7 protein-coding genes are annotated in these 15368 nt (G+C 66.5%); 4 read left to right on the top strand and 3 right to left on the bottom strand.

Annotated features, from left to right (window positions below; genetic code table 11):
- Nucleotides 1-5: 5 nt before the first annotated feature.
- Nucleotides 6-713, bottom strand: a complete 708-nt coding sequence (locus tag ABZ386_RS16590) for a hypothetical protein (protein WP_358964960.1) — start codon at nucleotides 711-713, stop codon at nucleotides 6-8.
- A gap of 123 nt (nucleotides 714-836) precedes the next feature.
- A complete protein-coding gene (locus tag ABZ386_RS16585) occupies nucleotides 837-1562 on the bottom strand; it encodes a hypothetical protein (protein ID WP_358964959.1) in 726 nt (241 codons plus the stop codon).
- 80 nt (nucleotides 1563-1642) lie between these two features.
- On the opposite strand from ABZ386_RS16585, the gene ABZ386_RS16580 reads away from it, so the two are divergent.
- Entirely contained in the window at nucleotides 1643-2791 is a 1149-nt protein-coding gene (locus ABZ386_RS16580) for a hypothetical protein (protein WP_355715353.1), read from the top strand.
- A 488-nt stretch (nucleotides 2792-3279) separates the two neighbouring features.
- Here ABZ386_RS16580 and ABZ386_RS16575 read toward each other — a convergent pair whose 3' ends face one another.
- Nucleotides 3280-5544 (bottom strand): restriction endonuclease, encoded by a 2265-nt coding sequence (locus ABZ386_RS16575; protein WP_358964958.1) that lies wholly within the window; start codon nucleotides 5542-5544, stop codon nucleotides 3280-3282.
- A 929-nt stretch (nucleotides 5545-6473) separates the two neighbouring features.
- Between ABZ386_RS16575 and ABZ386_RS16570 the strand changes: the two genes are divergently transcribed.
- The 3 genes from ABZ386_RS16570 (at nucleotide 6474) to ABZ386_RS16560 (ending at nucleotide 15281) form a co-directional block, all read left to right on the top strand.
- Nucleotides 6474-9473 (top strand): helicase-related protein, encoded by a 3000-nt coding sequence (locus ABZ386_RS16570; RefSeq protein WP_358964957.1) that lies wholly within the window; start codon nucleotides 6474-6476, stop codon nucleotides 9471-9473.
- Nucleotides 9470-12220, top strand: a complete 2751-nt coding sequence (locus tag ABZ386_RS16565) for a DUF1156 domain-containing protein (protein WP_358964956.1) — start codon at nucleotides 9470-9472, stop codon at nucleotides 12218-12220. Before ABZ386_RS16570 ends, ABZ386_RS16565 begins: the two co-directional genes overlap by 4 nt.
- A gap of 61 nt (nucleotides 12221-12281) precedes the next feature.
- Nucleotides 12282-15281 carry a DUF499 domain-containing protein gene (locus ABZ386_RS16560; RefSeq protein WP_358964955.1) on the top strand — a complete coding sequence of 1000 codons (3000 nt, stop codon included), beginning with the start codon at nucleotides 12282-12284 and terminating at the stop codon, nucleotides 15279-15281.
- Nucleotides 15282-15368 lie beyond the last annotated feature (87 nt).

Here is a 15368-nt window from a genome sequence, read left to right as displayed (position 1 = left end):
CGGGATCACCGCTCCTCCGCGGCGCGGGGGTCGTACACCCACACGGCGACCTCGCCCCCGCAGTCCAGACACGCCGTCATCGCCAGCGCCCGGGCGACCTGCCGGGCGCCCTCGGCGCTGCTGACGGTCCCGCCCATCGGCGTGCCCGAACGCTTTAGGTCCCGTACGTGGATCAGATGCGGCGAATAGATCCGCAGGCAGGTCACACACTGCAACGGCGCCCGCATGACGGCCCGGGTCTGCGGGGCCTGCTCCCCGAAGGCCTTCGACAGCGCGTCGTACAAGGGGTAAAGGTCGCTCGCCGAGGCCGCGTCGATGGTGGTCTTCAACAGTGTGACGTTCCCCGCGACAGCGTCCCGGCTGAACGCGTCGAAGTCCTCGTGCGGGACGCAGTGCCGCTCCCCGATCACGAGCTCCCGTCGCGGCACCCCGTCGCCGCCCCGGCCGGTCGTCTCGTCCCCGACGAACCGGACGAAGACGCCACCACGATCATTGAAGGTGTTGCGGACGACCCGGTACCGCGAGGTCGTCACGTCGTGCCGCAGCCCGTGCTGGGCGAGGACCTCCCCGATGAACAGGTCGTCGGCCCGTCGCACGTCGGCGATCCACAGGGCTTCCAACTCCCCGGCGGCATCCCGCATCAGCACGTGCTCGTCCCCGACGGACCGCCGCGCCTCCGGCTGATCCCCCGGCTGATCCTCCGACTGGGACACCGCCGCATCACCGGACTGCCCCTCGGGCCCCTGCCCCTGCGGCTGCTCCCGCCGCTCCCTCCATCTACGGAACAACGCCACCACAACCACCGCCTCCCACTCCAGACACGCCCTGCGGATCGCTCACGCCAGCTTCTTTCCGCCGCGCTTCTCGGCACGGGTCAACAGCTCCCACGGCAGCAACGCCATCACGCTCCGGTCGGCGGCGAGATAGGCGAGGTGCAGGGCGCGCTTCGGCTCGTCCACGCAGACCAGCCAGTGCGCGACGTCGACCCGCCCGAGCGGCGCGCCGGCACCCCGGAACACGCCGTCCACCCACTGGATGTATCCGCCGGGCATGAGCCGCCGGATCTGCCGCGGTCTGGCGCGGGGCAGCAGGCTCACGACCACGTGCACGTCGTCCCCGAACGACCGCCCGGCACCGTCCCGCGCCTCGGCGACGAACGCCAGCGCGCCGTCCTCCGCGAGCCGCCGCCATCCCGCCCGCCGGGTCAGTGCCATATCGGTGGCCTCGACCTTGTCCAGGTGCTGCGGGATGACCCGCCGCACCCAGCCGTTGACCTCCCCCGCCCACACCACCACGGCCACGACCAGCCGCCCCCCGGACACCTCGTACCGGTACGTGGCCGCACGGGACAACGAACCGGGCGCGACCTCGCCCTCCCTCTCCAGCCGGAACACCAGGGCCTCGGCGAGCCCCTCGCTCGGCTCACCCGCCGGATAGGTGGTGAGCCGCGTCCCCGCCAGCTCACCCCCGGACTCCCGCTCGATCGAGTCCACGAGCCCACGGATCTCCCCGACGTCGAGGTCGTCCCCCTGATGCAGAATCAGCACACGCTCCGCGCCCATGCGGGCATGGCACCACACGGGGCCGGGGACCGGTCCCGGGCGCGGAATCGGAAGTATCCGTTCACAGGGGGAGCGAGCAGTTGACTGATCAGCCGGTATTCGTCCTGGGCAGTGGTCTGCAGGCGCTCGAACCGGCCGCGTTCGACACCGAGGCGGAGTTCCAGGAGCTCCTCGCCCGCCATCCGCGGGTGCTGGATTTCGGCTCGCTTGCCGATGGGCAGCCGCTGCGGCTGGTGCTGGTGGCCCGGGAGATGGGTGTCCCGACGAACGTGGAGAGCGGTCCGGCGTACTGGCTGGACCACCTTTTCGTCGACGGCGACGGAGTGCCGACGCTGGTGGAGGTCAAACGGGCGAGCGACACCCGGATCCGGCGCGAGGTGGTGGGCCAGATGCTGGACTACGCGGCGAACGGCGCGCGTTACTGGCCGGCAGCCCTGCTCCAGCGCTCCTTCGAGGAGACCTGCGTCGCGGACGGACGATCGCTGGGAGAGACGTACGGGGAACTGCTCGGCGACCGCTCGCCGGAGGAGTTCTGGTCGATGGTCGAGGAGCGGCTGGCCGCCGGGCAGATGCGGCTGCTGTTCGTCGCGGACCGGATCCCGCTGGAGCTCCGGGCGATCGTCGAGTTCCTCAACAGGCAGCTGCGGCAGACCGACGTGTACGCGATCGAGCTGACCCAGTACCGAGGCGACGGAGACCTCCGCGTCCTGGTCCCACGCATCCACGGCGAGGTCGCCACGGCGGCGAAGTCCCCCACCGGCCGCCGATCCACGCAGAGGACGACGCGTGACGACATGGACGCCGTCATCCGGACGCGCCTCGCCCCGGAGCCGCGACGGGTCGCGACGGCACTCCTCGATCACGGGGCGGCGAGAGGCCGGCTGGAGGGCGGCACGGCCAAGTACCCGAGCATGTCCGTCTACTATCCCGCCGCCGGCCGGCAGGTGCCGGTCTGGACGCTGTCCCTGTACGACAGCCCAGTGAAGGAAGAGCTCGCTTTCAGCTTCGGATCGATCACCCACCACCTCGGCAGGGACAGGGCGGAAGCATTCGCGGAATCCTTGCCGATGGTTCCCGAGCTGCGGAGGAAGCTCGAGGTGCAGCGGGAGAAGGGCTACAACGGTTGGCCCTCGGTCCCACTGGACTCCCTGGCATCCGAACCCGGCGCCGTGGACGGCATCTTGGCGGCGATCGAGCAGCTCATGCACGGCCGGGGAGTACCCGACTGAGCCGCACCCTTCGGTATGTCAGCCCGGATGGGCCGCGTGGCGCCGAGGCGGTGCGTGGCGGCGGGCCGGTCATCGGTGAGGGACATGCGTCGGCCGGCGGGACGGGGGACAGATGCCGACTGCGAGGCTGGATTTCGCGAACGCGCAGGTCCGAGCGCCCTCAGCCGCTGCGCTCCGGACGGCCTCATCAGTCTTCCCCTGGGAGAACCCGACCAAGGTCTTCTCCCGGATTTCTCCCAAACGATCTCCGGAAACCCGTCAGGGACCTGACCCACCGAGTGGATCAGGCCCCTGACCTGGTACTTCACTGTCGGGGTGGCGGGATTTGAACCCACGACCTCTTCGTCCCGAATGAGGTTCGGGCGTGCTCGGCACCGGCTTGTTTGCTGTTTTGCCTGGTCAGGGCGTTGGGGTGCGGTGGTGTCGGGTGGTGTCGAAGGGGCTCGGGGAGCGGGTTGGCTCCCAGATGGCTCCCTGCGGGAATGATCTCAGGGCGTGTCCTCGAGCTTGCGCATCAGCTCGGTGACGAGCGCGCGATCGCGTGCTTCATCGGAACGCCCGGCCGGTTCCCGCTGGGCCTGATACTGCCGGAGCCTCTCGTTTTGCTCGGCATCCCGGGCTGTTCTCACACGCTCGGCACGGTCCCGTACGACGGCGAACTCCTCCGGCAGCTCATCCTCGGCTTCCTGCTCCCAGAGGAAGTCCAGCAGTTCTGTCATCAGTTCCAGGTTCGCGGCATGCGGTTCCTGCTCCGGCTCGGCGGCCAATCGGCGCAGCTCCTGCAAGGCGCACCGCACGAGGACTGGGGTCACCGGCTCACGGTCCGACGCCGACGGTATCGACTGCAGCTGGTCGTACAGAGTGCTGGACCGGTACCAGTCGCCGACTTCGGCGCTCTCCAGCAGTTCGGCTTGGATCCGGTCGGTCAGTTCTTCGACGAACCGCTCCGCATGTTCCTGCGGCACCAGCGGGCTTGCACTCAGCGAGTTGGCCAGGCTCACCAAGTGGGAGATGGGCGAAAAGTGCGTAAATGAGGGGAGCGTTTTCTTGTTCACGTACGCGGCCAGTGACGCCGAGTCCAGCAACTCGGCCGCCCCTAGGGCCCACTCCAGATGGGTTGACAGGCTCTCGTCCTCATCGAACAGCCCCATCTCCAGATCGTCTTCCATCTGATGGGCGGCAGCGGTCACGGCCAGCTCGTGCTCCCTGAGTCTGGCCAGTATCCCTGCGCCGTCGGCCATGCGCGCCGCCGCGACCAGTCGGCGCAACTGTTCTCCCTGGACGGTGGCCCTGATCAGCTCCAGGAAATGGGCTCGGCCGGCGTTGAGGTGAAAGCGAAGGTAGTCCTCGATCGATGGGTTGTGGAACGCGACCCGTCCCTGTTCGATAGTGATCATCGTGCTGTCCAGCAGTTGCAGTGCCCTGCGGAATGTCCGGCCGTCCGCCGCTTGGTCCATCTCCTCGCGGTACCAGTGCCAGGACTCCTCAAGGTCCTCCAACGGTGCGGACCTGAAGGTGAACAGCACCTCCAGCATGTGCACGGCCGCGTCCGACAGCTCGTTCTCCACGATGCGCTCCCAGACGCGGCCCGGATCGTCCAGGTTCTCCAGCATCGCTGCGCCGACGTCCTGACCCCGGCGCGCGGACAACCGGAGGGTCTCCTCGACCAGACGCGGATTGAAGTTCCTGTGCTGGACCACCGGACGCCAGACCGCCGGATCGGCGAACCGGCGCTTGTCATTCAGCGGCAGAGAAGAGTGGTGGACGTGGTTATAGAGGATCTGGCCCCGTACCTGTAGATCCAGGTCGGTCAGCCGGATCACACTGACCGCGTCCGACACGTCCGGCTCCGCCAGCCGGTCGTGCCGAAGACGGGCGTGCTCCAGCAGGTAGTCGCGGGTCGTCATCACCAGCGCCTTGCCGGGCGTCTCCTGGATCTCCCGGATCACTGACAGCAGGCGATTGTCCTCGTTCTTGTTCAACGGCGTATCAAGGGTCGTACTTCCCAGGAAGTCGTCGTACAGGAACACTTGCCGCGTGTCGTCGCGCCAAAGGGTCCCGATCTCGTCGACGTCCTGGGAGATCTCGTGGACCTCGTAGTTGTTGCCCATCAGCCAGGCCGCGAGCATCAGCGCCACTGTCGTCTTGCCCACCCCGGGGATGCCAGCGATGACACAGACCTGCTGGGTGTCCAGAAGCTGCTTGGCGCGCTCGAAGCCCTCGTGCGGGACGAAGGTGTCGGCGATGCCCGGTAGCCGCTTCTGAAGCCACGACGAGCGCAGGTACCGGTCCTGGTTCAGCACGGTCTGAAGGACGGAGGTGCTGCTAAGCCAGAGCCGGAAGTGCCGACGGACCAGGTCCGGACGGCGCAGGAGCTCGGCGACGATCTCATCCACGCCGTACAGGTCGCCGGTGTCGCGCACGTACGGGGCGAAGGCATCGCAGAGCTCTTCTTTGCCGTCGACGGTCAGACCGACCGTCGTGGCGACGATGTAACGGTCGGGTGCCAGCGCGCGGACCTTGGGCAGTTCATCCTTGATCAGGCGCCTGATCAGCCTCGCCTGGGTCGCGCGCGGCCAGTGCTTGCACTGTACAACGGTCGTCCCCGAGGGGCCGGTGTGCCGCAGGTCGATGCCTCGGTCCCGGCCGCGAGGAAAGATCTCCAGGGGGATGCCGAGGACATCGCTGAACAGGTCACGGCAGACCACCTCGAAGTCATGGTCCGTCAACCGCCCCAACTCGAAAGAGTCCATGCCGTTGTCACCCCGTGAATGCCGCCACCGGCCGCCATTCTCCCTGCAGCGATCCGAGTGCTGGCCAGAGGGGCAGCTTTTCCTCCAGATCCACTCCGGGGCCGTGTTCGAAGGAAGCGGTCAGCAGTCGAATGGGCCCCGGAGTGCTCTCAGCGGCAGGCGGGTTTCTCGAACGGCGGCGTCGCCCTCGAATCGGACGCCTTCGGCCACCAGGACATCCACGGGTATGTCCGTGCCTGTCGGGTCGGTCCATCGGAAGCCGGCACTGACGCCCGCGTAGCGGTGAGGACCCGCCAGGTGTTGGGGCACCGGCTGAAGGTGGCCAGGCGGGTGCCGACCGGAACGGCGGGCGCGGGCGGCCATAACGGTCGTCACGTCGCTGTGCGTCGTCCACCGTCCGATGGGAGGCATCCAGGAGGGTCTGGAGGCTCGTCCAGTCCTTGCGGGCGCCGCTGAGCTGCTTGGCCAGGTCCGGCGAGGTTCATCGATCTGAGCCGGCGGCGGCCCCTGCACTCCCTTCGTGCTCTTCATATTGGAAGTAGCAGCGAGATACAGTAATTTGACATTCCATTAGTAAGTCGCAGGTGGGGGAACCGCGGCTGGCCGAGGGGGAGGGACCAGGGCATGGCTTATCCACGTGCGGTGGGTTGGCTCCTGGCCAGTCTCGGCTGGGTTCCGGCGAGTCTTGAGGCTGACGCATAAGCATGCAGGCCCCAGGCACGTTTGAGCGTGGTCAGAGAGTAAGGGTCCAGGCCGCTGGCGTACCGGAGTTTGCCACGGTCAGGTTCGCCCTGCCCGGAGATCAACCGGGGTCATGGGACCTCATCCTGGTCGACGATGAAGACCGTCGTCACGAAGTGAATCTGGCAGCTGGAGACACGGAGACCGTGCGGCCTCTCGTCAGCGACGGGAAGGCTGACTCCGCACGTGTGCTGGCGGCCATGTGGACACAGTGGATGAACGCCGCGGCGACCAACGCCGAGTCCAGCGCAATGGCAGCCACACCGCTGAAGCCGTACGCGCACCAGACGACGGCCGTCTACGGAGCGATGCTTCCCCAGCCCCTGCTGCGTTTCCTCCTGGCCGACGAGCCGGGTACCGGAAAAACGATCATGGCAGGTCTGTATCTGCGTGAGATGCAGAGGCTCGGCCTGATCAAGCGGGCGATCATCGTGTGCCCGGCGAACCTCGCCACGAAGTGGGTGGACGACTTCCAGCGGCTGCTGGGGGGCGGTTTGCGTCAGTTGACCTCAGCCACGGTGCGTGAGGATGCCCTGAACTCCAACGACCTGTGGGTGGTTTCGCTCGAGTTAGCAGCGGTGAATCCCGCGGTACAGGACGCCATCCGGCCGGACAAAGCCGGCTGGGATTTGGTCGTCTTCGATGAGGCGCACCGGCTGACTCCGACTGCCGCCGGATTCCACCAGGTCGGACGGCTGCTGGCCAAGAACACACCGCGGGCGTTGCTGATGACGGCAACACCTCACCGAGGCAAGGAGTGGCTCTTCCGGCACCTGCTGCACCTGGTCGACCCGGAGATCTACCCGGATCCGGGCAGCGACCCTAACGTCGAGCTCAGTGCGCTGCGCCCTGGCCCTATCCACTTCTTGCGGCGGATGAAGGAGGACTTGGTCGACTACGACGGCACGACCCGGTTGTTCAAGGGGCGCACGGCGCACAACCACAGCGTCCCGCTGTCGCAGACCGAGTACGGCTTCTACAAGGCCGCCCTGGAAATGGTCGACCGGTTCTTCCCTCCGGTGGCGCAGCCGCTTGCCCGCATGGTCTACGGCAAGCGAGCAGCCTCCAGCCTCTACGCTCTGGCCCAGACGCTGCGCCGGCGGCATGAGCACATGGGGGCGATGAGCGAGGCTGAGGCGGCGCTCATCGCCGACCGCGAGGACCACGGTGACGAGGCCGAGGTCGACGAGGCGAAGGTGATCCATACGGTCTCGGCTTCTACAAGGGCGGAGCGAGCTGCGATCAACAGCCTCGTGCAGCAGATCGAGACAACGCTCAACGACTCCCGCTGGCAGCCGTCGAAGTGGAAGCGGCTCACTGACGACTGCCTGGCCCCCCACGGGATTCACCCCGGAAACGTTGATCAGGCCGTGGTCTTCACCGAGTATGCCGACTCGGCCGAGTGGATCGCCCGGCGGCTCCAGGACCAGGGATATACCGCCCAGCTCTACTCCGGCCGCCAGAGCAAGACCGAACGTGACGAGGCGCGCAAGGCATTCATGCGCGGCGAGTTCCAGATCATCGTCACCACTGATGCCGGCAACGAGGGCATCGACCTGCAGGCCGCGCACGTGCTCGTGAACTATGACATCCCGTGGTCCTTGGTCCGCCTCGAACAGCGGATGGGCCGCATCCACCGCGTGGGTCAGCAGCGCGACGTCTACCTCTACAACCTGGTCGCCACCGACACCCGGGAAGGCGTGACCTTGCTGCGCCTCCTGGACAACTTTGTCACGGCCGCGAACGAACTGCGCGGCCAGATGTTCGATAGCCTGTCGGTGGTCGCCGAAATGACCGGCGTTGACTACGACAAGTGGCTGTCGGACCTCTACGGCAACGACGAGCTGAAGAAACAGCAGGCCATCGACGCAGTCCAGGCGGTCCAGGCCCAGGAACTCATCCGGGCGGCCCGGAAGGTACGGGACAACGAGCGGCGCCTCGCCAGCCAGGTGGACGCGGTGGCTGCGCTGACGCTGCTCCAGCGTGACTTATTCGCACGCATCAACCCTGCCATTGTTGAGGCATACCTCGACCGGCTCGCAGCGGCCGGTGTGCTGAAGTCCACGCCCACCGCGGCCGGGCCCGGGTTCCGGCGGCTCTCCCGGAGCGGCAAGGCAAGATTTCCGGCCACGTTGGGCGGACGGAACGAGGTTCACGTCGCCACCAGCGGGGACGTGGTGCGCGAAGCCTCAGAGAGCATCGATGTCGGCGACACCGTCACCCTCGGCCCCGGTGAGCCCGGCTTCAGCGACCTGATTGACATAGCCGGGCACACCCTGGCCGAGGACCTCTACCAGTCCGGCGCCGCGGCAGATCCCACCAGCCTCACCCCGTACGACCTGTACGCGTACGAGGCCACGATGACGGAGAGCAACGGCAAGCGCGCCAGCGTTTGGGCCACCTTGATCAAGGTTGACGACAGCGGCACCGCCCGCCCGGTGAGGTGGGAGTCCCTGGCCAACCTCGTGCCCACCGACCAGAACGGCAGCGCACCGCATCCGGCCCGGGAGGGACACGCGCTCACAGCTGCCCACCGAGTGGCCGCCGCGACCGTCGCAGAGCACCGGAAGGTGCGCGCCGACTGGTTCGCTCAAGCCCGCCGTGACCTGACCAACCTGCCACTGAGCCTCACCGACCGCATCGATGATCGCGCTGCCCGGCTGGAGCTGAGGCACCGGCTTCAGGCCCAGACCGCTCAGCGCCTCGAAGAGCTCGAGCGGCTCGCAGACGTGCAGCTGACCGAACCGAAGCAGGTGGGTCGGATCCGGGTTCTGGCCACTGCCGACAGCAGCGTTCAGGCCGAGATCGACGCCGAACTGGTCTCCATGCGACGCGTGCAGCAACTCCTTGAGGATGACGGCTGGGCAGTGGCCGATGTCCATACCGAGGGCCGCGGTTACGACCTGGAGGCCCGCCGCCACAGCCAGGTCCGCCACGTCGAGGTCAAGGGCGTGCTCGGCAGCGCGGCCAGCGACGGCATCCGGATGACCGGCAACGAAGTTCTCATCGCTACCCAGCACCGCAAGGAGTACTGGCTGTACGTCATCGACCAGTGTGCCGACGGCAAGGGCCGATTCTTCGGCGCCTATCAGGACCCCGCCACCCTCTTCGCGAACGTCATGACCGGGAACGCGGTGTTCCGCGTCCCGGGCAGCAGTCTCAAGAACGCCCCCGGGAGCAACGCATGACCCGCATGATCGAACGCTGGTTCCCCTGTGCCGAGGTTTCGGTGAACAGTTCAGCGGGGTGGGGAAGCGGTGCGACCGAGATCGGGCTGTTTCCGTGGTTCGCAAAGCGTCCTGTCGCACAGGCCAAGGCAGCGGTGCTCTGCTCGCTGCTGCCCTGGCCAGAGGATCAGGCCGAGCAACAGCGTCTTCAAGAGCTGGTGCACACTGCCATGTCCGGGCGCTACGCCGCCTGGCAGATACTCCACGACGAGATTCTCAAGGCGAACCCTGAGGGCGCATCGGTCCTGGACCCGTTCAGTGGGCGCGGAATGATCCCGCTTGAGGCGGGGCGGCTTGGGCTTGAAGCCCACGGTGTCGATTACAGCCCGGTCGCGGTGCTGGCCAGCTCGCTCCTCACCGACTTCCCCTTCCGGGACTGGTCTCAGGAGCCGAGCCTGCCGTTCGCCGAGGAGAGCGACGCTCTCTACGACGACCGGCCGCGGCTGCTTGTTGACGTTCGCGCCACTCTCGATGAGGTGGGACGCCGGTGGACGGCAGCCATGGCGGACTACTACCCCGAGGTCAACGGCAAACGACCGTGGGGGTACCTGTGGGCCATCGCCATACCGTGCCAGGAGTGCGGCAACCGGTTCCCTCTGGTCGGCTCGTACGAGCTGCGACGGCCGAGTCAAAAACGTGGCCGCAAGGGCGCCCCGCCTGTCAATGATCCCGGCCAGTCGTTCTACATCGAAGCCGACCCGGCTGCTGGTACCTGCGCACCGGTGGTGCACGAGGGACCTCCAAGGCGTATCCCAACGCTGACACGCGCTCGTACTGCTGAGGGTCGGACGCTGCCGGGGAAGTCGGCGATCTGTCCGTTCTGCAGCCATGTACACCCACTCGATGTGCATCGCCGACTCACCGACGAGAGGCGTGCCACGGACATGCTCCTAGTGGTGGCTGACCACTCGGACGACTTCGGCAAGGAGTATCGGGAGCCCACCGAGGCGGAGCTCGAGGCTGTCGCCGCAACGCCGGCGGCACTACGTGAGCTGTCCGACCCGAGCCCCTTTCTGAGTGCCGTACCCGACGAACGGATCGCACCGGGCAACAACAACATCATCGGACCGTCCATCTACGGGGCGCGCACCTATGGCGATTTCATGTGCGATCGCCAGACCCTGGCGTTCGCCATGCTTGCCCGGACAATTTCGGAGGTTTCCGAAGAACTGGTACACAAGGCCGGGGTGAGCCTTGACTACGCGCGAGCGCTGAGCGGATACGCCGGCGCAGTCGTCGCACGTAGGCTGCGGACATCAACACGAGGCTCCGCGCTCTACTCAAAGCTCAGCAAGGTTCGCGACATCTATGTGAACCAGGGGTCGATCGTGTTTTCCCAGGACTTCTTCGAGGTGGGCATCGGCACTGGCCCGGGATCATGGTCGTCGCTGTCCAAGAGCAGCATGTCGACGCTTGCGAACCTGATGGCCGGCATCCAGGGGGTGCCGGTGAGCGTGGCTCGCGGTACGGCCACCTCGATGACCCTTCCGGACGCATCCATCACTGCCGTAGTGACCGACCCGCCCTACGACGAGATGATCGCGTATGCCGACTCCTCCGATCTGATCTACGCATGGCTGAAGCGCGCCCTGCACAGCACCTGGCCCGAGCTCGTCATCACTTCCGATGAACACGGCTGCCAGGAGAAGTCGGAAGAGATCATCGTCAAGCGAGTCCGTGGAGAGGCACCTAACGAGCACCGAACTCGCGAGCATTACGACACGAAGATCGCCGAGGCATTTAGTGAGATGCGTCGCGTGGTCCGCGACGACGGACTGGTAACTATCGTGTTCGGATCCGGAGACCCGGAGGTCTGGCAGCGCCTGCTCACGGCCATCGAGAAGGCTGGCCTGGTGATGACGGGCTCCTGGCCCGCGAACACCGAGGCCGGCAACCACCAGGGCAAGGCGAACATCGAGACCACCCTGACGATGTCGTGCCGCCCCATGGCGCCCGGGCGATCTCCCGGGCGCAAGGGCGCTGTCGAGGCCGAGATCAAGGCCGAGATCAAGCGGCGTTACCCGGACTGGGAGCGGTGGGGCTTGGCGCCGGCGGACATGCTGATGGCCGCTGCCGGACCCGCCATGGAGGTCGTCGGCCGTTACAGCGAGATTCTCGACGCCAAGGGCGAACCCGTCGACATCTACACGTTTCTTCCGCTGGCGCGAGCTGCAGTCCAGGAGGCCATGGCCGTCGAGATCAACCACCAGCCGCTGGAGACCTTTGACGCTCGAACGCGGTTCGCGTTGTGGTGGATCACGCTCTACAGCCGCCAGATCCGGGCGAAGTCCGAACTGCGCTGGCAGGCTCTGGCTTCCTCGCTCGACCTGGCGGCGATACGCGACCTGGTTCCTGATGCCGACAAGGGTGTGCGGTTCATCGCCTCCCGGGACTACAAGGGCAAGATCGACGGAGATTCGACCGTGATCGACATTGCCCTCGCGCTCGCAGCTGCCTCGGAGGAGGGCCTACAGGCCATGGGGCAGGTACTGGCGGCCGCAGAGCACGCGGCCGACGACACCTTCCTGTGGGCCGCCGTCCAGTTCCTCGCAGACCGGCTTCCCGACAACGACCCGGACTCCGTCCGCTTCACCCGCGTGTTGCGCAACCGGCCCGGCGTGGTCAGTGCCGCTGAGGCCGCTGCTGCGAGCGACTACGAAAAGGGCCAGCCCCAACTGACCGACGACGTCCAGTTGCGGCTCATGTGATGACGACCAACACCACCCTCACCCCCGTGATCCTCGTATCCACCAGCCCAGGAGAGCAGCCATGACGACCAGCGTGACGCCGTGGTGGAAGGCGCTCAAGCTCCGCCAGGAGATCCGCAGTGCCTCCGGGCAGATCGATGACGTGCAGATGTCGCTGTTCCGGGCCGTTCACGCCACGGGAGCCGACCGGCCGCCCTATGCCGACGCCGACTACTACGGGGACATCACGCACCCGACCGAACGGCTCATCGACCTGCTCAGCGAAATCGCCGTCCGCATCGGTGGTGGCAGCGACTACTTGAAAGCCCGAGCAGTCACTCGACTCGACCAGGGCATGGGTGGCGGTAAGTCGCACGCGTGCATCGGCGCCTACCACCTGGCCGCCAATCCAGGGGCTCTGCTGGGAACCGAGCTCGGTCAAAAGGTGATCGAGCGTGCGAGGGCCAGGATCGGGCACCCGCTTACCAGTGACCTCGGACGTCCGCATGTCGTCGTGCTGCCCTGCGACAACATGACCCCGGGGGCCGGGGTGCAGGAGCTCGACGGGCCTGCGGTCAACCTCTATGAGCGTTTCCTGTGGCGTCTGTTCTCCAAGGACTACACCCTCTTCGAGCGCTACCGGCGGTTCTGGAGCGACAAGCACAAGATCGCTGAGGCCATCAGTGCGGTGCACCGACCCGTTCTGATCATCATCGACGAGGTGCTCGACTACATCGGCAACGGGCTCGATGGCGCGAACCAGATCGACCTGGCGGCCCAGGACATGGCGTTCCTACGAGCACTGCTCGATGCCGTCAACGATGTCCCCCACGTCTCGATGCTGGTCGTGATGATCGCCTCAGACATCGACAAGACTGCGCTCTCGCCCGCCGCTCAGGCCCGTCGCGACGACCTGAACAGCCAGCTCGACCGCAACGGCCTGCCGACCACCGTGACCGGCGTAGGTGACTTCGCCGACATCCTCCGCCGCCGGCTGTTCGACGCCGAGCCCGCCGGTGAGGTGCTCGCCGCGACTGCTGCGCTCTACGAGGACGTGCTGACGGACAAGACCTGGAGCAAGCAGGTCTGGGACCCGATCGGAGCCGCGTGGCGTCGCAACTGGCCCACGCAGATGACAGCCTGCTACCCGTTCCACCCCATGCTGATCAGCCTGGCGCAGGAAGAGTGGAGCAAGGTCGCCGGTTTCCAGCGGGTCCGGTCCACGATCCGCATCTTCGCCGCCACGGTCTATGCCCTGCAGCAGCGCGGCAAGGCAGGCGAGTGGGTGCCGGCACTCATAGGGCCCGGAGACCTGCCACTGTCGGACAGCACCGTCCGGGAGGCGCTCCTGGGCAGCGGTCTGGTGGAGGACGACCGCACTATCGCGAACTACCGGAGCCTGGCCGAGATCGAAGTTATTAACCACGACGGCTCGTCAGGCGCGGCGCGTCGCCAGGACCTTGAACGGCCACCCAGCACTTGGGGCACGAACAATCCACGCGCAGCTGAACGTGCGGCCACCTTCATCTTCCTGGCGAGTGTTGTCGGCACCCTGCGCCCGGGGCGGGGCCGCGGAGCCAGTGCTCCTGAGGTCAAGGCGGCCACCAGCGTGCCGGAGACCACGTACACCGTCACCGACGCCGATGGCGTCGTCGATGAGCTGGTCAACCCGAACCGAGGGATGAGCGCTCTCGACATCACTCCCGGCCAGGGCAACAACAAGCCGGCCCGTTACTTCCTCTCCACCCGTCTCACCCACCGAATGCTGGTCAAGAACATCCGGCGCACCATCACCGAAGCCGAGCGTGATCAGGTCATCGCCGCCATCTCGAAGCGACTGGCCAGCAACGGCCCCTTCCGGGAGGTGCAGTTCGTCTCGGCGGACCCTCAACGCAGTCCTGCCGACGTCCTTGCCACCGCAGGCTTGGACACCGCCTACACCACCCGGCTCATCGTGCTGGACCCCGCGCAGTACAGCCTGCGCAATGGCATGGAGAAGCCGACCCTTGAGGCTCTCACCGTCGCCATGGGGCTCGGGCAAGGTGCGCAGCAGCTCCCCGTCCAGTGGGCCAGCAGTGCGGTATACGCCGTGGTGAACACCCAGCAGCGAGCCCTGGCACGCAACCTGGCGGTGGAATATCTAGCGAGGCAGAAGGCTCTACAGGCTCCCGAGATTCAGAACGACGACGAGCTCAAGACCATCGGCGCCAAGGAACTCGCCGAGGCCAAGACTCAGTTGGAGAGGGCACTCAAGCGGGCGTACCAGCATGTCGCCTACCTCGCCCAGCCCGACCCGGACGGGGAGCGGTACCTCGACCAGCTCACGTTCGACAAGGACAACATCACCGCCCTCGACGGCATGCTCGTCTGGAAGGGCCTTGCTGCTCGGGACAAGGTTTTCGACACCGGCCAATTCAGCGCCAAGGCTCTCCTGCACAACCTTCGCGACCACGACTACGGCAAGACCCTCTCCGACATCCGAGCCGCCTTCTACAGCGCCCCACGATTGCCGCTGCTGTACGGCGGTGACCGCGACCTTCAGCAGGCCATCTACGATGCTGTCAACCAGGGTCTGGTGAGCATCGTCGACGGAGCAGGCACCGAGGTGGAGGTCACAGCACCAGGGCAGGTTAACCTCGCGAGCACGGGCCTGCGCCTCGCCAAGCCACAACCCAAGACGTGCGCCGACTGCGACCAGCCGGTTCACGAAGGTCGATGCTTCGTGAGCACCGACGACACCGTCGACAAGGGCTCACCGCGCAAGCCCGGCAGCCCAGGGGGCGACGCCCCAAGCGTGCCCCGGCAGCGGGAGACCGACAGGCCGAGTCCGGACCAATCTCCGAAAACGGAACAGGTTAGGGACCGGCAGGTCGCCTTCTCGTTCACCAAGAACCTCCTGGCCAACGCCGACAGTGCCGACGGTTTCGCCGCACTCTTCCGGGCGTTCTACATGGCCCTAGACGAACGGCAGATCAGCTATCTGCAGGGAACACTCCAGTTGGTGATACAGGCCGATGAGGCTGAGCAGATCCAGCAGCGCCTAGAAGAACTCGGCATAAACGGGACGTTTAAGGAGATCTAACGGGATAGTCAGCATGCCGGTGACGGCATTCCCCGGTTGTGTGGATAGGCAGTCATCCGTTGGTGCAGTGTGCGGCACCGGGTGAAC

Origin of the sequence: Streptomyces sp. NPDC006140 (assembly GCF_040628815.1) — a bacterium.
Lineage (GTDB): Bacteria > Actinomycetota > Actinomycetes > Streptomycetales > Streptomycetaceae > Streptomyces.
This window is presented reverse-complemented; position numbering and strand designations above follow the sequence as displayed.